General features: G+C 70.9%; 21 protein-coding genes and 3 pseudogenes. 11 read left to right on the forward strand and 13 right to left on the reverse strand.

From position 1 onward, the window contains the following. The first annotated feature begins 30 nt into the window (after window positions 1-30). The 3 genes from purF to ACOKR1_RS18060 all read left to right on the forward strand — a co-directional run bounded on the left by purF (window position 31) and on the right by ACOKR1_RS18060 (window position 3,379). Complete coding sequence (gene purF / locus ACOKR1_RS18050; RefSeq protein ID WP_422934285.1) at window positions 31-1,635, forward strand: amidophosphoribosyltransferase; 1,605 nt, start codon at window positions 31-33, stop codon at window positions 1,633-1,635. Further along, window positions 1,632-2,813, forward strand: coding sequence for a phosphoribosylformylglycinamidine cyclo-ligase (purM, locus tag ACOKR1_RS18055; RefSeq protein ID WP_422934286.1), 1,182 nt, complete (start codon window positions 1,632-1,634; stop codon window positions 2,811-2,813). The genes purF and purM overlap by 4 nt, the downstream gene beginning before the upstream one ends. Window positions 2,814-2,902: 89 nt before the next feature. Then, window positions 2,903-3,379 carry a hypothetical protein gene (locus tag ACOKR1_RS18060; RefSeq protein ID WP_422934287.1) on the forward strand — a complete coding sequence of 159 codons (477 nt, stop codon included), beginning with the start codon at window positions 2,903-2,905 and terminating at the stop codon, window positions 3,377-3,379. Between the two features lie 4 nt (window positions 3,380-3,383). Here the strand turns inward: ACOKR1_RS18060 and ACOKR1_RS18065 are convergent, their stop codons facing one another. Together ACOKR1_RS18065 and ACOKR1_RS18070 are read right to left on the reverse strand one after the other, a co-directional pair. Further along, window positions 3,384-4,325 carry an NAD-dependent protein deacetylase gene (locus ACOKR1_RS18065; protein WP_422934288.1) on the reverse strand — a complete coding sequence of 314 codons (942 nt, stop codon included), beginning with the start codon at window positions 4,323-4,325 and terminating at the stop codon, window positions 3,384-3,386. Window positions 4,326-4,334: 9 nt separating this feature from the next. Next, the gene (locus ACOKR1_RS18070; RefSeq protein WP_422934289.1) at window positions 4,335-4,553 is read right to left on the reverse strand and encodes a DUF3073 domain-containing protein; all 219 of its coding nucleotides are present in this window, start codon (window positions 4,551-4,553) and stop codon (window positions 4,335-4,337) included. Between the two features lie 200 nt (window positions 4,554-4,753). Here ACOKR1_RS18070 and ACOKR1_RS18075 point away from each other — a divergent pair. Then, a pseudogene (locus tag ACOKR1_RS18075) lies at window positions 4,754-5,242 on the forward strand (septum formation family protein); the annotation flags it as partial. 195 nt (window positions 5,243-5,437) lie between these two features. Here the strand turns inward: ACOKR1_RS18075 and clpB are convergent. Then, a pseudogene (gene clpB, locus ACOKR1_RS18080) lies at window positions 5,438-8,056 on the reverse strand (ATP-dependent chaperone ClpB); the annotation flags it as partial. A 150-nt stretch (window positions 8,057-8,206) separates the two neighbouring features. Between clpB and ACOKR1_RS18085 the strand changes: the two are divergent. Further along, window positions 8,207-9,088 carry a DUF4031 domain-containing protein gene (locus tag ACOKR1_RS18085; protein WP_422934290.1) on the forward strand — a complete coding sequence of 294 codons (882 nt, stop codon included), beginning with the start codon at window positions 8,207-8,209 and terminating at the stop codon, window positions 9,086-9,088. Between the two features lie 25 nt (window positions 9,089-9,113). Here ACOKR1_RS18085 and ACOKR1_RS18090 read toward each other — a convergent pair whose 3' ends face one another. The 5 genes and pseudogenes from ACOKR1_RS18090 to ACOKR1_RS18110 form a co-directional block, all read right to left on the reverse strand. After that, the gene (locus tag ACOKR1_RS18090; protein ID WP_422934291.1) at window positions 9,114-9,650 is read right to left on the reverse strand and encodes a 2'-5' RNA ligase family protein; all 537 of its coding nucleotides are present in this window, start codon (window positions 9,648-9,650) and stop codon (window positions 9,114-9,116) included. A gap of 6 nt (window positions 9,651-9,656) precedes the next feature. Next, on the reverse strand, window positions 9,657-10,220 hold the full coding sequence (locus tag ACOKR1_RS18095; protein ID WP_415857105.1) for a YceI family protein: 564 nt from the start codon (window positions 10,218-10,220) through the stop codon (window positions 9,657-9,659). Window positions 10,221-10,369: 149 nt separating this feature from the next. Next, window positions 10,370-10,771 (reverse strand): YccF domain-containing protein, encoded by a 402-nt coding sequence (locus ACOKR1_RS18100; protein ID WP_422934292.1) that lies wholly within the window; start codon window positions 10,769-10,771, stop codon window positions 10,370-10,372. Window positions 10,772-10,815: 44 nt separating this feature from the next. Continuing rightward, window positions 10,816-12,523, reverse strand: a pseudogene (locus tag ACOKR1_RS18105) (DEAD/DEAH box helicase). A 173-nt stretch (window positions 12,524-12,696) separates the two neighbouring features. After that, on the reverse strand, window positions 12,697-13,743 hold the full coding sequence (locus ACOKR1_RS18110) for an Lrp/AsnC family transcriptional regulator (protein ID WP_422934293.1): 1,047 nt from the start codon (window positions 13,741-13,743) through the stop codon (window positions 12,697-12,699). A gap of 97 nt (window positions 13,744-13,840) precedes the next feature. On the opposite strand from ACOKR1_RS18110, the gene ACOKR1_RS18115 reads away from it, so the two are divergent. The 3 genes from ACOKR1_RS18115 (at window position 13,841) to trmB (ending at window position 17,427) form a co-directional block, all read left to right on the forward strand. After that, window positions 13,841-15,076: a M20 metallopeptidase family protein gene (locus tag ACOKR1_RS18115; protein ID WP_422934294.1), complete on the forward strand. Its 1,236-nt coding sequence runs from the start codon at window positions 13,841-13,843 to the stop codon at window positions 15,074-15,076. 73 nt (window positions 15,077-15,149) lie between these two features. Beyond that, on the forward strand, window positions 15,150-16,451 hold the full coding sequence (locus tag ACOKR1_RS18120) for an MFS transporter (RefSeq protein ID WP_422934295.1): 1,302 nt from the start codon (window positions 15,150-15,152) through the stop codon (window positions 16,449-16,451). 85 nt (window positions 16,452-16,536) lie between these two features. Beyond that, window positions 16,537-17,427, forward strand: coding sequence for a tRNA (guanosine(46)-N7)-methyltransferase TrmB (gene trmB / locus ACOKR1_RS18125; protein ID WP_422934296.1), 891 nt, complete (start codon window positions 16,537-16,539; stop codon window positions 17,425-17,427). A 5-nt stretch (window positions 17,428-17,432) separates the two neighbouring features. Here trmB and ACOKR1_RS18130 read toward each other — a convergent pair whose 3' ends face one another. After that, window positions 17,433-18,296: a LysR family transcriptional regulator gene (locus ACOKR1_RS18130; RefSeq protein ID WP_422934297.1), complete on the reverse strand. Its 864-nt coding sequence runs from the start codon at window positions 18,294-18,296 to the stop codon at window positions 17,433-17,435. 70 nt (window positions 18,297-18,366) lie between these two features. Between ACOKR1_RS18130 and ACOKR1_RS18135 the strand changes: the two genes are divergently transcribed. Further along, complete coding sequence (locus tag ACOKR1_RS18135; RefSeq protein ID WP_422934298.1) at window positions 18,367-19,371, forward strand: DMT family transporter; 1,005 nt, start codon at window positions 18,367-18,369, stop codon at window positions 19,369-19,371. A gap of 1 nt (window position 19,372) precedes the next feature. Here ACOKR1_RS18135 and ACOKR1_RS18140 read toward each other — a convergent pair whose 3' ends face one another. Continuing rightward, window positions 19,373-20,089, reverse strand: a complete 717-nt coding sequence (locus ACOKR1_RS18140; protein ID WP_422934299.1) for an anti-sigma factor family protein — start codon at window positions 20,087-20,089, stop codon at window positions 19,373-19,375. Further along, on the reverse strand, window positions 20,086-20,592 hold the full coding sequence (locus ACOKR1_RS18145; protein ID WP_422936684.1) for a sigma-70 family RNA polymerase sigma factor: 507 nt from the start codon (window positions 20,590-20,592) through the stop codon (window positions 20,086-20,088). The genes ACOKR1_RS18140 and ACOKR1_RS18145 overlap by 4 nt, the downstream gene beginning before the upstream one ends. Window positions 20,593-20,752: 160 nt before the next feature. Here ACOKR1_RS18145 and ACOKR1_RS18150 point away from each other — a divergent pair, with 160 nt between their 5' ends. Then, the gene (locus tag ACOKR1_RS18150; RefSeq protein ID WP_422934300.1) at window positions 20,753-21,355 is read left to right on the forward strand and encodes a hypothetical protein; all 603 of its coding nucleotides are present in this window, start codon (window positions 20,753-20,755) and stop codon (window positions 21,353-21,355) included. Between the two features lie 76 nt (window positions 21,356-21,431). Next, window positions 21,432-21,605 carry a hypothetical protein gene (locus tag ACOKR1_RS18155; RefSeq protein ID WP_415855383.1) on the forward strand — a complete coding sequence of 58 codons (174 nt, stop codon included), beginning with the start codon at window positions 21,432-21,434 and terminating at the stop codon, window positions 21,603-21,605. Window positions 21,606-21,652: 47 nt separating this feature from the next. On the opposite strand, the gene ACOKR1_RS18160 is transcribed toward ACOKR1_RS18155, so the two are convergent. Both ACOKR1_RS18160 and ACOKR1_RS18165 read right to left on the reverse strand, forming a co-directional pair. After that, window positions 21,653-22,441 (reverse strand): DMP19 family protein, encoded by a 789-nt coding sequence (locus tag ACOKR1_RS18160; protein WP_422934301.1) that lies wholly within the window; start codon window positions 22,439-22,441, stop codon window positions 21,653-21,655. A gap of 180 nt (window positions 22,442-22,621) precedes the next feature. Continuing rightward, a complete protein-coding gene (locus ACOKR1_RS18165) occupies window positions 22,622-23,065 on the reverse strand; it encodes a heat shock protein transcriptional repressor HspR (RefSeq protein WP_422934302.1) in 444 nt (147 codons plus the stop codon). Between the last annotated feature and the right edge of the window lie 2 nt (window positions 23,066-23,067).

Here is a 23,067-nt window from a genome sequence, read left to right on the forward strand (position 1 = left end):
CGGGCCCCGCGGCCATGAGACAATTGACCAGTGGTACGCGGTGACGGACTCCTCTCACTTGACCTAGATCCAGTCGACAAAGGCCCCAAGGACGCCTGTGGCGTCTTTGGCGTATGGGCGCCCGGCGAAGAAGTCGCCAAGCTGACCTACTACGGCCTGTACGCCCTGCAGCACCGCGGCCAAGAATCCGCGGGAATCGCGGCGAGCGACGGTACGCGCATCAGCGTGTACAAGGACATGGGCCTGGTCTCCCAGGTCTTCGACGAATCCACGCTCAACACGCTCACGGGGCACATCGCCGTCGGGCATTGCCGCTACTCGACCACGGGCGCGAGCCACTGGGCCAACGCCCAGCCGACGCTCGGCGCGACGACGAACGGCACGGTGGCCCTCGCCCACAACGGCAACCTCACGAACACCGCCGAGCTCCGCGACATGATCGAGGAGCTCACGGGCGGGCACCTCACCGGCGAGATGAAGCAGGGCAACACGTCGGACACGGCGCTCGTCACGGCCCTGCTCGCGGGCGAGCGGGGCCATACCCTCGAGGAGACCGCGATGGAGCTCCTCCCCAAGATCCGCGGCGGCTTCTGCTTCGTGTTCATGGACGAGGGCACGCTCTACGCGGCACGTGACACGTACGGCATCCGCCCCCTGTGTCTCGGCCGCCTCGAGCGCGGCTGGGTGGTCGCCTCCGAGCAGTCCGCTCTCGCGACCGTCGGCGCGAGCTTCATCCGCGAAATCGAGCCGGGCGAGTTCATCGCGATCGATGAGAAGGGCGTGCGCACGCACCGCTTCGGCGAGGCGACGCCGGCCGGCTGCGTCTTCGAGTACGTCTACCTCGCGCGTCCCGACGCGAGCATCGCGGGCCGCTCGGTCTACGAATCCCGCGTCGAGATGGGCCGCCAGCTGGCCCGCGAGAACAGCCACGAGGCGGACATCGTGATCCCCGTGCCCGAGTCCGGCACGCCCGCGGCCGTCGGCTACGCCGAGGAGTCGGGCATCCCGTTCGCGCACGGCTTCGTGAAGAACTCGTACGTGGGCCGCACATTCATCCAGCCCTCGCAGACGCTCCGCCAGCTCGGCATCCGGCTCAAGCTCAACGCGCTCGAGTCCGTGATCCGGGGCAAGCGCGTGGTGGTCGTGGACGATTCGATCGTGCGCGGCAACACGCAGCGCGCGATCGTGCGCATGCTGCGGGAAGCCGGCGCGAAGGAGGTCCACATCAAGATCTCCTCGCCGCCCGTCAAGTGGCCGTGCTTCTACGGCATCGACTTCGCTTCGCGCGCCGAGCTCATCGCGAACGGCGCGACTGTCGAGGAGATCACCCAGGCCATCGGCGCAGACTCGCTCGGGTACATCTCCGAGGAGGGCATGATCACCGCGACGCAGCAGCCCCGTGAGCGGCTCTGCACGGCGTGCTTCACGGGCAAGTACCCGATCGCGCTGCCGAGCGCGGACAAGCTCGGCAAGAACCTCCTCGAGCGGGACGGGGCGTCGGGGGACGGCCCGCGGACCGAGCCGAACGACGACGAGGATCCCGGCATTCGCCCCGGCGCCGCCGGCTGCGATCCCGGCCCCGGCTCCGAACTCGAATCCCTGCTGACCCCGGAAGACCGCGAGGCCACTGTATGAACTCCCCCACCCAGCCGCCCACCGCACAGCCGGCCGGCATCACCTATGCCGCCGCCGGCGTCGACGTCGAAGCCGGGGACCGCGCCGTCGAACTCATGAAGGACGCAGTCAAGGCGACGCACAACGCCTCGGTGCTGGGCGGCGTCGGCGGTTTCGCGGGGCTGTTCGACGTGAGCCGCCTGCTCACGTACCGCCGCCCGCTGCTCGCGACGTCGACGGATGGCGTGGGCACGAAGGTCGCCATCGCGCAGGCCATGGACGTCCACGACACGATCGGCTTCGACCTTGTGGGCATGGTCGTGGACGACATCGTCGTGGTGGGCGCCGAGCCGCTGTACATGACGGACTACATCGCGTGCGGGAAGGTCGTGCCGGAGCGGATCGCGGACATCGTGCGCGGCATCGCGGCGGGGTGCGCCCAGGCGGGCACGGCGCTCGTGGGCGGCGAGACTGCCGAGCATCCCGGCCTCCTCGGTGAGAACGAGTACGACGTCGCGGGCGCGGCCACGGGCGTCGTCGAGGCCGATGCGCTGCTCGGCCCCGAGCGGGTTCGCTCGGGCGACGTCGTGATCGCGATGGCGTCCTCGGGCATCCACTCGAACGGCTACTCGCTCGTGCGCCGCGTCATCAACCACGCGGGCTGGGCGCTCGACCGTCAGGTCTCCGAGCTCGGCCGGACCCTCGGCGAGGAGCTCCTCGAGCCCACCCGCGTCTACGCGGCCGACTGCCTCGACCTCGTGCGGACGCTCAACGGCGAGGCGGGCGGTGCGGATCTCGCGCTGCGCGGCTTCAGCCACGTGACGGGCGGCGGCCTCGCGGCGAACCTCGCGCGCGTCCTGCCGAAGGGCCTGCTCGCGACCGTCGACCGCTCCACGTGGGAGCTCCCCGCCGTCTTCAAGCTCGTGGCCGAGCTCGGAGGGGTCCCGCAGGCCGACCTCGAGCGGACGCTCAACCTCGGAGTGGGCATGGTCGCGATCGTGGCGCCGAGCGCCGCCGACGCGGCGCTCGCGCGCCTGGCCGAGCGCGGCGTGCAGGCCTGGGCGATGGGCACCGTGGGAGCGGACGACCCTGTTTCTTCATCGGCTACCGCCAATGCCTCCGCGGGCGATCCCGACTACGTGCAGGGTGCGAAGGGCGTCGACGGCGGGGCTGTCCGCCTCGTCAACGCCTACGCCTGACCGCCGCGCCCTTAGCCGTCTCGGGTACACCAACTCACGGCCCACCCCGTCTCGGGTACAGATGTCCCGTCCGTCCCGAAAGGCCGGAGATGACCGAAGCACCGCGGAACCCTGCCCTCGACGAGATCGCGTTCTTCCTCGGCGTCTGGGAGATGACGCTTTCCAACGCCGACTTCCTCCCCGATCCAGGCCAGACGGCCGTCGGCCGGGCCGAGTTCGGGCTGCTTGAGGAGGGCTCGCTCGTCGTCATGCGGCAGTTCATCGACCCCGATGCACCGGCCGCCGCGCGATGGGTCATCGGCAGGGACGATTGCCGGCCCGAGTACACGGTCCTCTACACCGACGCCCGAGGGGTCTCGCGCGTGTACCGCATGAGCCTCGAGGAAGACGTGTGGCGAGTGTGGAGGGACGACCCAGCATTCTCGCAGCGGTTCGAAGCTCAAGTCGCCGAAGACCACCGGACGATGAGCGGGACGTGGGAGAAGCGTTCAGCCGGGGGCGAGTGGGAGCACGACTTCGACATCGACTTCGTGCACCTCAACGCCGGCGGGGCCGGCACTCCATAGTGGGTTAGAGGCTCCCGGCCAAGTCTGTGAGGGCCTCGCCGACGTCCGCCCGCCACCGCCAGTGCGCCCGGCTGTCGCCGCGCGTCGGGCCCGCGTTCACGATCCCCACGGGCTTGCCCTCCCGGACAGCATCGAGCACGAACCGGAACCCGCTCATGACCGCGAGAGACGAGCCGAGCACGAGGAGGCTCCTCGCCTCGGCGAGAATCGTCGCAGCCCGCTCCTTGCGGTCTACGGGGACGCTCTCGCCGAAGTACACGACGTCGGGCTTGAGTTCGACGGAACCGCAGACAAGACACCCCACCATGCGGAAGCGGTCTACCCAGACCTGCGGCAGCTCAACGTCGCCGTCGGGGTTCACCGTCCCGGGATCGAGGCGCACGGCCTCGGCGTATCCCGGATTGGCTTGCGTGAGACGCTCGTCGAGATTGGACCGCCCCTCGACGTTGCCGCAATTGAGGCAGACGACCTTGTCGAGGTCGCCGTGCAGCGTGATGAGGTTGCGCGAGCCGGCCGCGGCGTGAAGTCCATCCACGTTCTGAGTCACGACCCCGAGCACGACCCCGGCCGCTTCGAGCTGCGCGAGCGTCCGATGCGCCCGGTTGGGCCGCGCCCGGTCGATGTGCCGCCACCCCACGAAGCTCCGCGCCCAGTACCGGTGCCGCGCCGCGGGATCGTGGCGGAACTCCTGGTACGTCATGGGCCGGTGCTTGCGCCACGAACCGTCCGGACCTCGGTAGTCGGGGATCCCAGACGCGGTCGAGACGCCTGCACCGGTCAAGGCCATGACTCCCCCGCCGCGCAGCATCGACAGAAGGCCAGCGCGGGCCTCTGAAGGATCCTGTGGTTCGACCGTCTCAACGACCTCGCGGGCGATCGATCGCAGCGCGGCCGCATGGGCTCGCACTACCGACGGATCGTCCCTGCGATCGGTGACCTCGCTCATGAGCGGGCGTCAGCCGGTCTGCCGGGAGTCCTCGTCGTCGTCAAATTGATCCGCATACTTGTCCTCGTAGTCGGAGTAGTCCGGCTCGAGATCGTCTGCGTCATGATGCGGGTGGCTGTTCGAAGCGCCCAGTTCGCGCTGAAGTGCCGCATAGTCAGTGGTCGGGCTGTAGTACTTGATGTCCCGAGCCTGCTTGGTTGCCTTAGCCTTTTGACGGCCGCGCCCCATGGCGTGACCCCCTCTTTTGCCTCGTCCCGGAGGTAGTCGCGAAGGCAGGCTCGCGAGGCCCCGGAGTCATTGATCAATTTGTCGTAGGTCTAGACTACATGTAATCGCGACCGCCTGCGTATTCGCGCGGGTGGTCGAAACAGCGCTGGAACACCGGGTCCGGGAAGTCCCGAGAGCACGATGGAAGGGCACATTACGGCATGACGAGCGTGTACGGTCCCCAAGGCCACTACCCGGGGGATCAGCAGGCCGCCGCACCCCGCCAACCACCCCTTCCCGGACGCCCCCGACGCATCAGAAGGAGGCGCCCCTTCCGCGCCACGCCGTGGGGCCGCATCACGACGCTCGGGGGCGCCGTCGTCGTTCTTCTGGTCCTGTGGGCGCTCGTGGCTACGCTCACGGCGAAGCACGGCGGCCCCGAGCCTCTCGCCGAGGGAGTCACGTCCGCCTCGAAGTATGCGGTGGGCGACTGCTTCCCCGACTTCGACGCGAGCGCGGACACCAACCGCGCCGTCTCGTGCGCCGACGCGCACTCCGCCCAGCTCGTCGCGACGGCGACGTACGCGGCAACCGATGCCTACCCCGGCAAGGAGTCGCTCGACACACGCGCAGCGGAACTGTGCCGCCAGACCAAGCTCAACCTCCCGAAGGATACGAGCAAGCTCAAGCAGCGCACGGTCGTCCCCACCCAGGAAGGGTGGACCGGCGGCGACCGTCGGGTGGACTGCTTCGTCGAGAGCACAGGCGGCAACACGCTCAACCAGTCCCTCCTCCCGTACGCCCCAGGCGCGGCACGCCCGCCGCCGCCCGCGCGGCCGGCGGGCGGCCGGGCCGCCAGGCGCGCGGGCCGCCGGCCCAGGCCAGGCCTCCCTCGCCGCCGGGGCCCTGCGCGTGACGCTCAGCCCGCCGCTCGAGGCGCCCGTGAGGTCGTGGAGGTCGACCGAGACGTCAGCCACGTCGACGGCAACCGTGTCGCCGTCGATGACCTCCCCCGCGAGGAGGGCCTTCGCCAGCCGGTCCCCGATCTCGCGCTGGACGAGCCGCCGCAGCGGCCGCGCGCCATACGCGGGGTCATAGCCCGACATCGCGAGCCAGGCCCGCGCGCCGTCGGTCACGTCAAGCGCGAGGCGGCGCTCGCGCAGCCGCCCCTGGAGCGCGTCGACCTGCAGCTGGACGATCCGGGAGAGCTCGTCGACCGAGAGCGGCTCGAACATGATGATGTCGTCGAGCCGGTTGAGGAACTCGGGCTTGAACGAGGTGTGCACCACCTGCATCACGGCGTCCTCCTTCGTGGCCTGGCTCAGGTCAGGGTCCACGAGGTATTGGCTGCCGAGGTTGGACGTCAGCACGAGGATCGTGTTGCGGAAGTCCACGGTGCGCCCCTGCCCGTCGGTAAGCCGGCCGTCGTCGAGCACCTGGAGCAGGATGTCGAACGCCTCGGGGTGCGCCTTCTCAACCTCGTCGAGCAGGATCACCGAGTACGGCCGGCGCCGCACGGCCTCCGTGAGCTGCCCGCCTTCTTCGTAGCCCACGTACCCGGGAGGCGCCCCGACGAGGCGCGCGACGGCGTGCTTCTCCGAATACTCGCTCATGTCGATGCGCACCATGGCGCGCTCGTCGTCGAACAGGAAGTCCGCGAGCGCCTTCGCGAGCTCGGTCTTGCCCACGCCGGTCGGTCCGAGGAACAGGAACGAGCCGGTGGGCCGGTTGGGATCGCTGATCCCGGCCCGCGCGCGGCGCACGGCGTCGGAGACCGCCTGGACGGCCTTCGTCTGGCCGATGAGCCGCTTCCCGACCTCCTCCTCCATGTGCAGGAGCTTCTGGCTCTCGCCCTGGAGCATGCGGCCCGCCGGGATTCCGGTCCACGCGGAGATCACCTCCGCGATGTCGTCCGCCGTGACCTCCTCGGCCACCATCTTGGCGCTCGCGCTCGCCTCCTGCTCGGCTACGGAGGCGGCCTTGAGCTCGCGTTCGACCGTCGGGATCTCGCCGTAGAGGATCCGGGACGCCTCGGCGAGGTCGCCGTCGCGCTGCGCCTTGTCCGCAACCGAGCGCAGCTCGTCGAGCCGCGCGCGAAGCTCGCCGACGCGGTTGAGGCCGGCCTTCTCCGCCTCCCACCGGGCGTTGAGCGCGGCGAGCTCCTCCTTCCGGTTGGCCATGTCCTCGCGGATGGCAGCGAGCCGCTCGATCGACGCGGCGTCCGTCTCGCCGTCGAGGGCGAGTTCCTCCATGGTGAGGCGGTCGACGGCGCGGCGCAGCTGGTCGATTTCCTCCGGCGCCGAGTCGATCTCCATGCGGAGCCGCGACGCGGCCTCGTCGATGAGATCGATCGCCTTGTCGGGAAGCTGCCGGCCCGTGATGTAACGGTTCGAGAGGGTCGCCGCGGCGACGAGGGCGGAGTCGGAGATCGAGACCTTGTGGTGCGCCTCGTAGCGCTCCTTGAGGCCGCGGAGGATCGCGATCGTGTCCTCAACGCTCGGCTCGCCCACGAAGACCTGCTGGAAGCGGCGCTCGAGCGCGGCATCCTTCTCGATGTTCTCGCGGTATTCGTCGAGCGTCGTGGCGCCGATGAGGCGCAGCTCGCCGCGCGCGAGCATGGGCTTGAGCATGTTCCCGGCATCCATCGACGAGTCCCCCGTCGCGCCCGCGCCGACTACGGTGTGGATCTCGTCGATGAACGTGACGATCTGGCCCTCGGAGCTCCGGATCTCCTCGAGGACGGCCTTGAGCCGTTCCTCGAACTCGCCGCGGTACTTCGCGCCGGCCACCATCGAGCCGAGGTCAAGCGATATGAGGCTCTTGCCGCGCAGGCTCTCCGGGACGTCCCCGGCGACCATGCGCTGGGCGAGGCCCTCGACCACGGCCGTCTTGCCCACGCCCGGCTCGCCGATGAGCACGGGGTTGTTCTTGGTGCGCCGCGAGAGGACCTGGACCACGCGCCGGATCTCCGCGTCGCGGCCGATCACGGGGTCGAGCCTGCCCGAGCGGGCGATCGCGGTGAGGTCGGTCCCGTACTTCTCGAGGGACTGGAACGTGTTCTCCGGGTCGGGGCTGTCCACCTTGCGGTCGCCGCGCACGCTCGGGAGCGCCGCCTTGAGCGATTCGAGGCTCGCGCCGTTGTCCCGCAACGCGTGGCCGGCCGGACCGCCGTCGGCCGCGAGGCCGAGCAGGAGGTGCTCGGTCGAGACGTAGCTGTCCCCGAGCCGCTCCGACTCCTGCTGTGCGGCCTGGATGACCTGGAGGCCCTGGCGGCTGAGCTGCGCCTGGGCGACCGTGCTGCCCGAGCTCGAGGGCAGGGCCTTGATCGCCGTGCTCGCGGCGACGCTCACGGCGTCCGGGTCGGCGCCCGTGGCCCGGAGGAGCGCGACGGCGACGCCCTCCCGCTGATCCATGAGCGCCTTGAGGAGGTGGGCTGGCTCGACCTGCGGATTGCCCGCGGTCGAGGCGTTCATGGCCGCGGCCGAAAGCGCCTCCTGGCTCTTCGTGGTGAATTTGACGTCCAAAAGAGAGCTCCTTCCCCCGGGTTCCAGACCCATGAAACCGCGCTGGCCCCACTTAGGTCAACGCATCTAACTTGAGTCTACTTGACTCAGGTATTGAGTCCAAACTACGTCCTCGCGCCAGCGCCGGCGTCACGTGCGATGCTGAGGGGCATGGCGATCCTCATCGACACCCCGGTGTGGCCCGCGCACGGGACCGTCTTCGCGCACCTCGTCTCCGACACGTCCCTCGCCGAGCTCCACGCCTTCGCCGCGGCCGCGGACGTCCCCGAGCGGGCCTTCGACGAAGACCACTACGACGTCCCCGAGCGCCGTCACGCCGAGCTCGTGGCGCTCGGCGCCCGCTCCGTGGACGGGCGCACGCTCGCCCGGGCCCTCATCGCGTCGGGGCTGCGCGTCCCGGCGCGCGAGCGCGCCAAGGCGCTCGCAGGGCCCCTCGCCGGACGCTGGGAGCGTCTCCTGCCTGGCCACGCGGAGCTCAGGCGGGAGCTCGTGGAGCGCTGGTCCGAGCCCCACCGCCGGTACCATACGCCCGCCCACCTCCTCGCCGTCCTGACTGCCCTGGAGAAGATTGCCGACGGCGGCACCGCACCGCGCGCCGTCGTCCTCGCCGCCTGGTTCCACGACGCCGTGTATGCGGGGGCGGCCGGGCGTGACGAGGAGGACTCGGCCCAGCTCGCCGAGGCGCGGCTCGAGGCGGCGGGGCTGGGGTGGGGCGAGGTCGCGGAGGTCGCGCGGCTCGTACGGCTCACCGCGGGCCACTCCCCGGCACCAGACGACGGCGCCGGGCAGCTCCTGTGCGACGCCGACCTCGCTGTCCTGGGCCGCGATCCCGCCGGGTATCGACGCTACGCGGCGCAGGTCCGCGAGGAGTATGCGCACGTTCCCGACGAGCTGTTCCGGGCCGGCCGCGCGCGCGTCCTCGAACATCTGCTCGCGCTCGACCCGCTCTTCCACACCGCCCCGGCCCGCGGGCTGTGGCTCGAGCGGGCCCACGCGAACCTCCGGGCCGAGCTCGCGGAGCTGCGGGCGTAGGCCACGCCCCGTCACCGCGCGGTGTTCACGCCGGTCCTGGCGGAGTAGCTCCCGCACCCCAGTCGGCGACGACGACGCGGACGGAAGTGTCGCCGTCGGGCGCCATGTCCACGAGCGCGAAGTCGTCGAGGCGGACCCGGTCGCCGCGGTGCACGCGCCGCTCGCCCTGGACGCTCACGTGGGGCTTGAAGCCCTGGCCCGTGTGCTGGGGGCTGTGCACGCGCCCGCCGGCCGCCGTTACCTCGGCGAGGACTCGCGCGTGCAGCGCGTCGAGCGCGGGCTCCGGTTCGACGAGGGAGACGCGGACGCGCCCGCGGTAGCCGAAGTGGGCGTCGCCCCCGATCCGGACTCCGATCCCGCCGTCGTGCGCCTCGAAGGCCCGGCCCACGGCGGCGAGGGCGGCCTCGTACGGGGCGTCGAAGCGGAGGAGCGTCACGTGCAGCGGCCAGCGGTGCTTGCTGAACGGCTCACCCACGGGCGTCCACTCGACGAACGCCACAACGACGAAGGCGCCCTGCGGCCCGGAGGATTCCGGTGCCGCGGGCGCCTCGCTCGCGTCCACGATGGACTAGTTCTGCTGGTTCTCGGTCTTGATGCAGGAGATCTCGAACTCGAGCAGGATCCGGTCCGAGACCAGCACGCCGCCCGAATCGAGTGCGACGTTCCAGTTGAGGCCGAAGTCCTTGCGATCGATCCGGCGCGAGCCCTCGAAGCCGGCCCGCAGGCTGCCCATGGGGTCGCGCTCGACGCCGACGAACTCGAGCGGAACCGCGATCTCCTTGGTCACGCCGCGAATCGTCAGATCTCCGTTGACAATGAAGCTGTTTTCCTCGACCTGGTCGATGCGCGTGCTCACGAACGTGATCTCGGGATAGTGCGGCGCATCGAAGAAGTCGTTGGTGCGAAGGTGCTCGTCGCGCTGGGCATTGCGCGTATCGATGCTCGCGACCTGAATTTTGACGTTGACGTTTGACTCGGTGGGGTCCGCGGCGTTGACGTTGATGATTCCCTCAACATCGTTGAAGGATCCGCGGACCTTCGTGACCATCGCGTGACGGGTCGAGAACCCGAGGCGCGTGTGGGCAGGGTCAAACCGCCATTCCCCCGCATAAGAGGAATCGATTTCGGGCATGTGGCCTCCTTAGACGTAACCAAACTTATAGCGGCTGAGGGATCGGTCACAAAAGGTACCGCATTGTCCGATCATTCGCTGGGCGCCCGATCGTTCGCTGGGCGACCGTTCGACGCCGGCGACCGCCCGCCGTCAGCGACCGCCCGCCGTCAGCGCGAGTAGCTGGCCAAGAGCTTGTCCGTCCTGACGATGCGCTTGCCCAGCGGGAACAGGGAGACGGGGATGAGCTTGATGTTGGCGATCGCGAGCGGGATGCCCACGATCGTGGCCGCCATCGCGATCGCCGTGGCCACATGGCCGATGGCGATCCAGACGCCGGCCACGAGGAGCCAGATGATGTTGCCGATCTCCGTCGGGACGCTCACGTGCTCGTGCTTGTCCACGATCGTCCGCCCGAACGGCCACAGCGCGTACGCGCCGATGCGGAACGACGCGATCCCCCAGGGAATCGTGACGACGAGCAGGCAGCACACGATCCCGGCGAGGAAGTAGCCGAGGGCGAGCACAAAGCCCCCGAAGACGAACCAGATCACATTGAGCAGGGTCTTCATGGCTCCAGTCTGCCAAGTCCGGGCCGGCGGGGCCACGCGAGGGATCAGCCGCGGCGCGCGTTCGACGCCGGGGCGCTCGCCCTGCGCGAACCGCGGCGGCCAGCACCGCCGCCCGAGGCACCGCCGCGTGAGGCTGACCCCGTTCCCGACCCGCGGCCGCCGGCGAAGCTCCCGCCCGACGTACCGCCGTCGTCGTGCTCCACACCGCGCTGCTGCCGGCGCGCGGCGTGGACCGCCGCGCCTGGCTGCCCCGAGGCTCGCCCTGCTGGCCGCCGCCGCGCCGAGACTGGTCGGACCGGGCTTCGCCGCGCGGCGCGGAGGAACGCTCGCCGCCGCGGGACTCCCCGCGGGCCTTGGAGGAACGCTCGCCGCCCGGGACTCGCCGCGGGCCTTGGAGGAACGCTCGCCACCGCGGGACTCCCCGCGGGCCGCCGACGGCGCCCCTCCAGCGGGGGCGGCACCGCCCCGGCCGCGGCGGGCGCGCTTGCGCTGCGCGTTCGCGCCCGTGGACGTCCCGCCGCCCTGACGCGGAAGGTTCGCGGCGACGGCCGCGGCCCGCTCGTTCGGGTCGACGTACGCCGCTGGCTCGCCCACGAGGGCGGCCACCGCGGGCGACGACGACGTCACGCTCTGGAATTCGACCTTGACTCCCGCGTGGCGCAGGAGCTGGCGGACCTCCTGCTGCTGCTCGGGGAGCGCGACCGTCACGACCGTGCCCTCCGACCCCGCGCGCGCCGTGCGGCCCGAGCGGTGCAGGTACGACTTGTGCTCGGCCGGCGGGTCGACGTGGACCACGAGCTCGACGTCGTCCACGTGGACGCCGCGCGCGGCGACGTCGGTCGCGACGAGGACGCGCACGGTACCGGACGCAAAATCGGCGAGATTGCGGTCGCGCGCGTTCTGGGAGAGGTTGCCGTGGAGGTCGACGGCGGGGATGCCCGCGAGCGTGAGCTGCTTCGCGAGCCGCTTCGCGTGGTGCTTGGTGCGCATGAAGAGAACACGGCGGCCCATGCCCGAGGCGAGGGCGTGCACGAGGTTCTTCTTGGCCGTGGCGTCCGGCGCGACGAGGACGTGGTGCTCCATGGTCGTGACGGCGGCGCGAGCCTCGTCGACCGAGTGCGTGAGCGGCGAGTGCAGGTAGCGGTCCACGATCTTGTCCACGCCGTTGTCGAGCGTCGCGGAGAAGAGGAGCCGCTGGGCGTCCTGGGGGGTCGTGTCGAGGAGGCGGCGCACCACCGGCAGGAAGCCGAGGTCCGCCATGTGGTCCGCCTCGTCGAGGACGGTGACGGCCACACGGCCGAGGTCCACGAGGCGCTGCCGCATGAGGTCCTCGAGCCGGCCGGGGCAGGCGATGACGATGTCGACGCCCGCGTTGAGCGCGCGCTCCTGGCGCAGCTGCGAGACGCCGCCGAAGATGACGGTCGTCGTGAGGCCCGCGGCGCGCGCGAGCGGCTCGACGGTCGCGTTGATCTGGGTCGCGAGTTCGCGAGTCGGGGCGAGCACGAGGCCGAGCGGTCGGCGCGGGGCACGGACTCTGGCGGCACCCGCCGCGTCGAGGCGCGCGACGAGCGGGATCGCGAACGCGAGGGTCTTGCCCGAGCCCGTACGGCCGCGGCCCAGCACGTCGCGGCCGGCGAGCGTATCGGGCAGCGTGGCGGCCTGGATGGGGAACGGGGACTCAATGCCCTGGCTCGCGAGGGCGTTGTCGAGGACGGCGGGCACGCCGAGGGAAACAAAAGTGGGGGCAGGCATCAGCTCAGCTACTCCAGCATCGGACTGTCCCGCGAGCCAGGTCGGCAAGCGGGTTCGCCGAGGAAAGGGAGCCCGGCCCGCACGGTTCCCCGGCCTGTGGCTGCGGGGGGCGGGCCTGTCAACGCGTTCATCGACGCCGGGCTCCTGGCACGATCGGCCAGAGCCCAATTCACCTAGTCTAGCAGGGCCGGCGAGGCGACCACCTCGCCCGTCGCGGTCCCGTCCGGTCTGAGCATGAAGCCCACACGCTTGACCGCCCGCAGCATGACCGTGCTCTGCACGAGCTCGATGCCCGGGATCCGCTCCTGGATGGTGAGCTCCGCCGTCATGATGTCGGCGACGGTGCGGAGCCACATCATGATCACGAAGTTGGTCTGGCCCGTGGTCGAGGCGACGAGACGCACGTTCCGGAGCCCACCGATCGCGGCAGCGGCCTGCAGGTGCTGCCCCGGCGGGACCCGCGCGAGCCACTTGCATGCGACGGGGTATCCGGCCGGGCCTTCCGCGACCTCGCAGCGGAACGAGAGGAGCCCGCTCCCGAGGACCTTCGCAAGCTGACGGTGCACGGTCGCGGGGCTGCGGCCCAGCTCGCGGGCCATCTCCGCGGCGCTGGCCCGCCCGTTGCGCACGAGCAGCGGCAGCAGATCGAAGCACGCGGCCGGGAGGGCTCCTGGGTACGGCTCGACGCGGCCCAGGCTGGCGAACGCCGCGACCTGCGCGCGGTCGAGGGCGGCGAGGCGCCACGAATGGCCCCCCGAATGCAGCCGGGTGCAGAGCTCGCTCTGGATCCTGTTGACGCCGGGCGCCGCGGCGATCTGCGGCAGCACGCGCTCGGCGCAGTCCACGAGCGAGCGCGCGAAGACCGTGAGCGAGAGGTCCGGATGGCTCGTTGCGACGTCGATCGTCTGGGCCTCGGGGATGGCGGCGAGCACCGCGACGGCCTCGTCGCGCCGCCCGGGATCGCATTCGACGTCGACAAACGCAACGACCATCTCGGCCGGGTCCCCGCGGAGGTGAGCCGTGATCCACGCGAGGCCGGCGGCGCGCAGCCGCTCCCAGCGCCGCGCGAGGGTCGCGGGATGCGCACCCAGGATCTCGGAGGCCTCGAGCCACGGCACGCGCGGCGCGATCTGGAGGGCGTGAAGGAGCGCGAGATCGTCCTCGGAGAGCTCGACGACGGGCGCCCCGAATGCAACTAAACGCTGATCGAGTAGCGGCATGTGAGTGATTATTGCATCTCTCCGTTTCCAACGGCCAACTCCGTGCACACTCATTCCCGACACAATCAATGTGGCGTGGGCCACAGGAGGAGACACGGTGGAACTGATCGACGAAGCCCGCGGACTGCAGAGCCAGCTCGCCGAGTGGCGGCACGCCCTCCACCAGGAGCCGGAGATCGGCCTTGACCTCCCCCGCACGCAGGAGAAGGTCCTCGCAGCACTCGACGGCCTCGGGCTCGAGATCAGCACCGGAACGGACACGACCTCGGTCACCGCAGTACTGCGCGGCGCCGCGGCGGGCACCGCGGCGGGCGGCACAGCGAACGACGGCGCGCGGCCGGTCGTGCTCCTGCGCGCAGACATGGACGCGCTCCCCGTCCAGGAGCGCACCGGCGCATCGTTCGCGTCGCGCATCGACGGCGCGATGCACGCGTGCGGGCACGACCTCCACACGTCGATGCTCCTCGGCGCCACGACGCTCCTGGCCGACAACCGCCATCGGCTCGCCGGCGACGTCGTCCTCATGTTCCAGCCCGGCGAGGAGGGCTACGACGGTGCGAGCGTCATGGTCCGCGAGGGCGTGCTCGACGCCGCGGGCCGCCGCGCCGATGCCGCGTTCGGCCTCCACGTCTTCTCCTCGATGGCCTCGCACGGGCAGTTCGTCACCCGCCCCGGCGTCATGATGAGCGCCTCGGACGGCCTCTTCGTGACCGTGCGCGGCGCCGGCGGGCACGGCTCGGCGCCGCACGCTGCGAAGGATCCCGTGACGGTGGCCGCGGAGATGGTCCTCGCGCTCCAGACCATGGTCACGCGCCAGTTCGACATGTTCGACCCGACGGTCGTCACTGTCGGCCGTCTCTCGGCCGGCACGAAGCGCAACGTCATCCCGGACACCGCGGAGTTCGACGCGACGATCCGCACGTTCTCCGAGGCGAACCGCGAGCGCATGCAGCTCGCGATCCCGCGCCTCCTCGAGGGGATCGCGCACGCCCACGGCCTCGACGTGGACGTCCGCTACGCCGCCGAATACCCGCTCACGGTCACGGACCGCGGCGAGACCGAGTTCGCCGAGGGGACGATCGCCGCACTGTTCGACGGCCGCCACGCGCGGCTCCCCCAACCGCTGAGCGGTTCCGAGGACTTCTCCCGAGTCCTCGCCGAGGTGCCGGGCAGCTTCATCGGCCTGAGCGCGGTGCCCGCGGGCGTCGACCACGCGACGAGCGCGTTCAACCACTCGCCGTTCGCGACGTTCGACGACGCCGTCCTCGCCGACGGCGCGGCCCTCTACGCGCAGCTCGCGCTGGCCAAGACCGCGGAGCTCGCGGCCCGCTGACCCGGGACCCCGCAACCCGCCGGACGGGACCCCACAACCCGCCGGACGGGACCCCACAACAAGAGAGACCCCCATGACAACCAGCCCCAGCACGCGCGCGGCGAGCGCCGCCGTCGTCCCCTCCGCGCGTCGCACGCTCGTCAGCACCGGCATCGGCAACGCCGCCGAATGGTACGACTGGGCCATCTACGCGACGTTCGCGCCGTACTTCTCGAAGCAGCTGTTCAGCCCCTCCGACCCGACCTCGGCGATCCTCTCGACGCTCGCGATCTTCGCCGTCGGCTTCGTGGCGCGGCCGTTCGGCGGCTTCGTCTTCGGCTGGGTCGGGGACAGGTTCGGCCGCAAGAACTCGATGACGATGACCGTGGCGCTCGCCGCCGTCGGCAGCCTCCTCATCGGCATCGCCCCGACGTTCGGCGCGGTGGGAGCGCTCGCGTCGCTCGTGCTCCTCGTCGCACGGCTCGTGCAGGGCCTCGCGCACGGCGGCGAGCTCCCGTCGTCGCAGACGTATCTCTCCGAGATGGCACCTCGCGAGAAGCGCGGCTTCTGGTCCACGCTGATCTACTTCTCGGGCACGATCGGCAACATGACCGGCGCCCTGATCGGCGCGATTCTCGCGATCGCCCTCCCCAAGGCGGACATGGCCGCGTGGGGCTGGCGCCTCCCCTTCATTCTCGGGGCCGTCATGGGCCTCTACGGGCTCGTGATGCGCGCCCGCATGCCCGAGACCGAGGCGTTCGAGGAACTCGACGCGACGCGCACCAAGTCGCGGAGCCTCGTCAAGGACATCCTCGAACACCGCAAGCAGGCGTTCCAGGTCATCGGCATGACGGTCGGTCTCACGGTCATCTACTACGTGTGGGCCATCGTCGCGCCGACGTACGCCGCGACGAGCCTCAAGCTCGACCCGGGCCAGGCGCTCTGGTACGGGTTTGCCGCCAACCTTGTCTTCCTCGTGGCGCTTCCGCTGTGGGGCAGGCTGAGCGACCGGATCGGCCGCAAGCCGGTGCTCATCATCGGCGGGATCGGGAGCGCCGTCCTGCATTTCCCGATGACGTGGCTCCTGCACGACTCGCTCTGGCAGCTCTTCGTCTCGATGTCCGTGATGCTCATCTTCATCGCGGCGGGCGCGGCCATCGCCCCGGCGGCATACGCCGAGTTGTTCCCCGCCAAGGTGCGCACGGCCGGCGTCGGCGTTCCCTACGCCATCGCGGTCGCCGCGTTCGGCGGGACGGCACCGTACCTGCAGACGCTCTTCACGGACGTCGTGAAGCAGCCTTGGATGTTCAATGCGTACGCCGTGGTCATGGTGCTCATCTCCGTCGCGGTAGTGCTCGGGCTCCCCGAGACGAAGGGCAAGGACCTCTCGGTCTGAACCCCTTCCCACTTGCGCCGTCACGTCCGCAGGGTGCACACCCTGCGGACGTGACGGCGCAACGAGGACACTAGGCTTGAGGGCGATGAGCGAGCACCCCGAATCCCCCGCTGAGCCCGAGCCTGGCAACGACAGCGGCAACGACAACGGCAACCCGATCACGCCCGGAAGCCAGGCCTCGTTCGGGACCTACCGCCACCAGCCCGTGAGCTTCGTGCGGCGCGGCACGCGGCTCCAGGGGCGGCGCCAGCAGGCGTGGGAGGAGCACGCGAGCGCGTTCGTCGTCGACGTTCCGCGGCATGTTGCCGACACCTCGGTGCACCCGGACTACGTGTTCAACGCGGCGGCGGAGTTCGGCCGCGAGGCCCCGCTCGTCGTCGAAATCGGTTCGGGACTCGGCGAGGCGATCGTCGCAGCCGCCGAGGCGAACCCCGAGCGGAACTTCCTCGCCGTCGAGGTCTACCGCCCGGGCCTCGCGAACACGCTCCTGCGCATCGGGCAGCGCGGCCTCACGAACGTCCGCGTGGTCCAGGCAAACGCCCCCGAGGTCCTTGGCACGATGCTCGCCGCGGGGTCCGTGGCCGAGCTGTGGGTCTTTTTCCCCGATCCGTGGCACAAGACGAAGCACCACAAGCGCCGGCTCGTGAAGGATTCCTTCGCGGAGCTCGCGGCGCGCGTGCTCGCCCCGGGCGGCGTGTGGCGGCTCGCGACGGACTGGTCCGGCTACGCGCAGCAGATGCGCGACGTCGTCGCCGCGTCGCCGGACTTCCGCAACGCGCACGACGGCGAACGCACCGGGGCGGCGAGCCCGCTCACGGCGGCGTGGGCCTCCGGAGTGGACTGCGAACCGACGGGCGAATCGGACGACGCCGGCGGCTGGGGCCCGCGGTTCGAGGGCCGCGTGCTCACGAGCTTCGAGAACAAAGCCCTCAAGGCCGGGCGCGTCATCTTCGACCTCGAGGCCGTGCGGCTGTAGGAGTCTCAGCCGGCGCGCAGCGCCCCGACGAGCGCCTCCGCGAGCGGACTCCACGCCCGGTTCGTGGGGCCGCTCAGCACGAGCCGGCGGCCGAGCGTCGGCTCGAGCGGAACCATGAGCAGGCTCTTCGGGAGCATGACCTCGCCGAGTCGCGGCATGATCGCTACCCCGAGGCCCTCGTGGACCATCGTCACGAGGGTCGCGAGCTCGCGCACGCGCTGGCGCATGTCAAAGGGCAGGCCGGCCTTCGCGTGGATCCGCCGCACCTCGTTCTCGCAGCCGCCCGTGCTCACGAGGAGGCCGTCCTCGTGGAGCTCCCTGAGTGGGATCGCCTTCTCCCCCGCGAGCGGATGGTCCCGGCGCACGATCGCGCAGTATTCGTCCGCGCCGACCAGAACCGAGCCCGCCGGGTCGGGATGCGGGTCCACGAGGATCGCGGCGTCCACGATGCCCATCTCGAGCCACTCGGGGATCTCGTCGTCGTCGCCCTCGAACAGGCTCACCTCGACCTTCGGCAGGCGCGCCGCCCACACGGTGAGCAGCCCCGGGACGAGGCCCTGGCACACCGTCGGCACCGCGCCGAGACGCACGCGGCCCTCGGGAACGCCCGAGCGCGCCCGGACGCTGCCCTCGAGCGCGTCGAGGGCGGCGACGGCGGCCCGGGCGTGGGGCAGGAGCTCGCCCGCGAGCGCCGTGGGCGCATTGGCGCGCTCCCGGTCCAGCAGGACGCCGCCGATGTCCTCCTCGAGGGCGCGCAGGGTCCGAGACACGGAGGACTGGCTCACCCCGAGGTGCTGGGCGGCAGCGGTGAACGAGCCGCTCTCGACGACGGCGAGCAGCGTGCGCAGCTGGGGAACCGTAGGTGCCATGCATTCATGGTATGCCCAAGTGCACTAGATGTATTTGATTCATGGGAAGTCCGGGACGACAGTTGATGGCATGACGACCCGTCGCCTCGGCCTCACGGCCACTTTTGTCGCATTGGCCCTCGTCTGGGGAGCCAGCTTCCTGCTCATCAAGGAATCCCTTCTGGGCTTCACGCCGGGCCAGCTGGCCGTGGGCCGCATTCTGCTCGGCGCCGTGACGCTCCGCACCATCATGGTGGTCGCGGACCGCGAGTGGCCGCGCGAGCGGGGCTTCTGGGGCCACATGGCCGTGGTCGGGCTGCTGTTCTGCGTCGTCCCGTTCAGCCTCTTCGCGTGGGCCGGCGAGTCGCTGCCCTCGGGGCTCTCCGCGATCCTGAACTCGTCGACGCCGCTCATGACCGCGCTCTGGACGGCCGCGATCATCCCCGCCGAACGGCTCGCCCCTCCGCAGGCGATCGGCGTCGCGGTGGGCGGCCTCGGCGTCGTCCTTGTCGTGGGGCCATGGGGCCTCGCAGGCGACCCGGCCGTGCTCGGCGCCTTCTTCTCACCCACCCAGCCGATCCTTGCGCAGCTCGCGTGCCTCGCGGCGACGGCCTGCTACGGCTTCGGCTTCGCGTACATGCGTCGCTTCGTCGTGGGGCGGTACGACTACGACAGCCTCACCGTCTCGACCGTCCAGCTCACGGTCGCCGCCGCTGCAGCCCTCGCGCTCTCGCCGATCCTCGCGGCCGGGCCCATGCCCACCCTCACGCCCGTCCCGCTCATCGCGATCGCGGTGCTCGGCGTCTTCGGAACCGGCATCGCGTACCTCTGGAACACGGCGATCGTGCGGGCGTGGGGCGCGGTCGCGGCGTCGACGGTCACGTACGTCGCGCCGCTCGTCGGAGTGGCGCTCGGCGCGGTCCTGCTCGGCGAGAGCCTCACGTGGAACCAGCCCCTCGGCTGCCTCGTGGTGATCGCGGGGATCATCGCCGTCCACCGAGGGCGGAAGGCCGGGGCCCGGCCAGCCGTCGCGCCGTCACCGGCCGGCACTGCGGCGTCGCCCGCGCCGGACGCGTCCCAGCCCGTGCGCGTCTAGTTCACCCGAGCAGGACGCTCGCGATCGTGTTCTGCGCCGCGTCCCGGATCTCGACAGTCCGGATCGCCGCGAGCTGATACGAGGTCGCGCCGGTCAGCGCCGCGCGGCCTTCGTACCCGGTCGAGCTCCAGCTCGCGGCCTTCTCCTGCGTCCCGTCCGCCGCCACGACCCACACGCTGTAGACGCCGCCGTCGGGCATGCCGCGGCACACGAGATCGAGCTCCGTTCCCCAGCCCTTCCGGACGAGCGCGAGGTCCACGTGGGCGCCCTCGGGCGAGTTCAGGGAGTAGGTCGCGGCGGGCGGCGCGGTGGTCGTCGGGGTGGTCGAGGGCGCCGACGTGGGAGGCGCCTCCCGGCCGAGCGCCGGCGCGATCACGGGCCCGAGCGCGAGCCCACCCGCGAGCGACGCGGCGGCGGCCCCCGCGAGCGCGCCCGCCCAGCGGAGCCGCAGCGTACGACGGCGCGCGCTCACCTTCGAGAGCAGCAGCCCGGGCACGGGTTCCGCCGTCGCGGCGAGCGGCGCCTCGATGAGTTCCTCGGCCCGCGCCGCAGGGACGACGTCAAGCATCGCGGGCAGCACCTCTAGTTCCTCGATCTCGGCGCGGCACTCGGGGCACGCGGCGAGGTGTTCCTCGACAGCCCGCGCCTCATCCGCGTCGAGGCCACCCAGAAGGTACGCGCCGAGGGAGAGGCGAAGCCCGCTGTGGTCGAAGTTCACCGTTCCACCCCCAGCTCGTCGAGCGCGGCACGGAGCGACTTGAGCGCGTAGAAGCACCGCGACTTGACCGTCCCGGCGGGCACGCCGAGCTCGGCGGCGGCCTCCGCGACGCTGAGCCGCCGGTAATGCATCGCGACGAGTGCCTCGCGGTGCTCGTGCGTGAGGCGCATGAGGGCCTCCTCCATGACGACGCGGTCCAGGAGTTCGTCGATGCGCTCCGCGTCGAGCGCCGCGTCGAAGCCGTCCATGCCCGTGAGCGTCACCGTATGCGGCCGCCGTGCCCGCTGCCGATGCTGGTCCACGATGAGGTTCCGCACGGTCCGATACAGGTACGCGCGCAGCCCGGCGGTCGCCTCGGGTGCGTGCCGCCACACCCTGATGATCGCCTCCTGCACGATGTCCTCGGCCTGCTCGTCGCTGCCCACGGCACCGCGCGCGAAGCGCCGCAGCGCCGCGCCGTGGTCGCGATAGATCGCCGCGACTGCATCCTCGTCCATCGGCATGCTGCCTCCGAAGGCCGCCTCGTCCAAAACTCCTCGCCATCAAGACGTCACGGGCGCCATAACGGTTCAAGGACATTGTCCCGCCGGATGAACCGCCGGGCGCCCCCGCGGCGTCTCATGGTCAGCGGCGAACCGCCGCCTCGCATCGGAAGGCGGAATCATGAACCAACGAGCAGCACTCGTCTGGGCCGCGCTCTCTGCGGCGTCTGCCCTGGCCCTCGCCGGGTGCGGATCGAACGCAGGAAGCGGCTCCTCGTCGTCGTCCGCGCCGCCCGCGAGCTCGTCGGCGCCCAGCAGCCCCTCCTCGTCCTCGCCCGCGGGAGGTTCGGACAACCTCGGGTACGGCTACGGGGGCGGCTCGTCGCAGTCCGCGCCCGCCGCTGCCGGGCTCACGCTCAAGACGGCCACGGTCGCGGGCCACATGATCGTGGTCGACGGCAAGGGCACCACGGTCTACGTCTACACGCGGGACAACCCGGGCACCACGACGAGCGCGTGCACGGGCGGCTGCGCGACACTGTGGCCCGCCGTGACGAGCGACGCGACCCCGGCCCTGCAGGGAGTGACGGGCAAGATCGGCAGCATCAAGACGGCAAGCGGCAAGTCGCAGGTGACCATCAACGGCATGCCCATCTACTACTACTCGAAGGACACTGCCCCTGGGCAGACAAACGGCCAGGGCGTGGCGAGTGTGTGGTACGTCGTGGGTGCCGACGGGAACATGATCCAGGCTCCGCTCGCGGCGGGCGGGTCGGGGTACTGATCGGCCCGCGACGGGCTCTGGCTCGGCTAGGCGCCCGAGAGTAGATTCGGCACTGTCCCCGAAGCGAGGAGGAGTCATGTCAGGCTTCCGCAGCTACACGGAAGAGGAGAAGCACAGCTACGTCGCCCCGAGCTGCGAGCTCTGCGGCCAGCATCGGCACATCGTCTGGCGCGAGGAAAGCGGTCAGTGGATCCCGCGCGACCAGGGCTGCTCCAACGAGGCCTGCCCGCAATTCCGGGCCGCGACCTGATAGTCAGTGCGGGCGCCCCCCAGGGGGCGCCCGCACTCTTGTGAAGACTACTTGGCGGCGCCTTCGGCCTTCTCGGCGTGCGCGTGGGGCCCGTGCGCGTGCGGCTCGTTGCCGTTGGCGCTCGCCTCAGCGTGCGGCTCGTTGCCGTTGGCGCTCGCCTCAGCGTGCGGCTCGTGGGACTCGGCGTCGTCGAGCTCCTCGAAGTCGTCGAAGTCGGCTTCGTCGTCCTCGTCGTCGTACGCGTCGTCGAAGCCGTCCTCGAGCAGCTCGGCCTCGGCGCGGCGCTCCTCGAGGTCCGGGATGAGGCCCACTCGGCGGGCGATCTCCTGCTCGATGGCGTCGTCGTCGAGCGCGAGCAGGCCCTCCTGGCCCCGAAGCCAGGCCGCGTTGAGCGCCACGAGATCCTCGTCGTCGAGCGTCTCCTCGAAGCGCTCGTCGAGCGACTCGAGCGCCTTGACCGCCTCGGAGGGCTCGTCGTCGCCCTCGAGGTAGGCCTCGGCGTCCTCGTCGGTGAGGGCGTCGAACGCCGCGGAGGTCTCCTCGAAGAGCCCGAGGTGCTTCGTCGCGCCCATCTCGCGGAGGCCGTCGCGCACAAAGTCGTCGATCTCCTCGCGCTCGCCGGCGCTCACCACATACTGGGCGAACCCGCCGTCGAGCGCTTCCGTGAGGTAGAAGTCCACGTAGTAGCTGCGCAGCGCGTTGGTGGCGATCTCCTCCTCGCCGAGGAGTTCGGAATACATCGCGTTGACCACATCGATGTTCGCGTCGACGACCTCTCCGTCCGGGCCCTCGAGGGCCTCGGCGGGCAGGACGACCGGGTGCTGGTTGGTGCTCATGAGGCTCCTCGCTCGGGTGGCCGGCTACGGTTTCGACCGTACGACGGCGGCACTTCCCGACCCGCAAGGCTCAGGTGAACGTTGGGCGAACCTTGCGCGGACTTACGGAAGTGCCGACTCGTTGGGAGAAACGTGACCAATCGACGACTGGCCAGATCCCGCACAGCGACGGGCCAGATCTCAGAACAGGCCCGGAGCCTGGCCGGGCCGCGGCCGCCACACGACGACGGCCTGCGAGCGCTGCTCGGGGCGCTGCCCACGCGTGAGGGTCACGACGTCGCCGCCGATCCCGGCCGCGAAGACGCGGCGGGGGTCCCCGGCGCCGCGCCGAGCCGCGACGACCTCCTGCTCGAGCTCCATGACGCGCGAACGCAGCGCGGCCACCTGGTTCTCGAGCTCGAGGATGCGCCGGATGCCTTCGAGCGAAACGCCGTCCTTAGAGAGGCGCTGCACCTCGCGCAGGAGCTCGACGTCGTGCTGCGAATAGCGCCGCTGGCGGCCCGACTGCCGCGTGGGCGAGACGAGGCCCAAGCGGTCGTACTGGCGGAGGGTCTGAGGGTGCATCTCGGCCAACTCCGCCGCTACGGAGATCACGAAGATCGGAGCGTACGGATCAATCGCCATGG

Source organism: Sinomonas sp. P47F7, from assembly GCF_049332655.1.
GTDB lineage: Bacteria > Actinomycetota > Actinomycetes > Actinomycetales > Micrococcaceae > Sinomonas.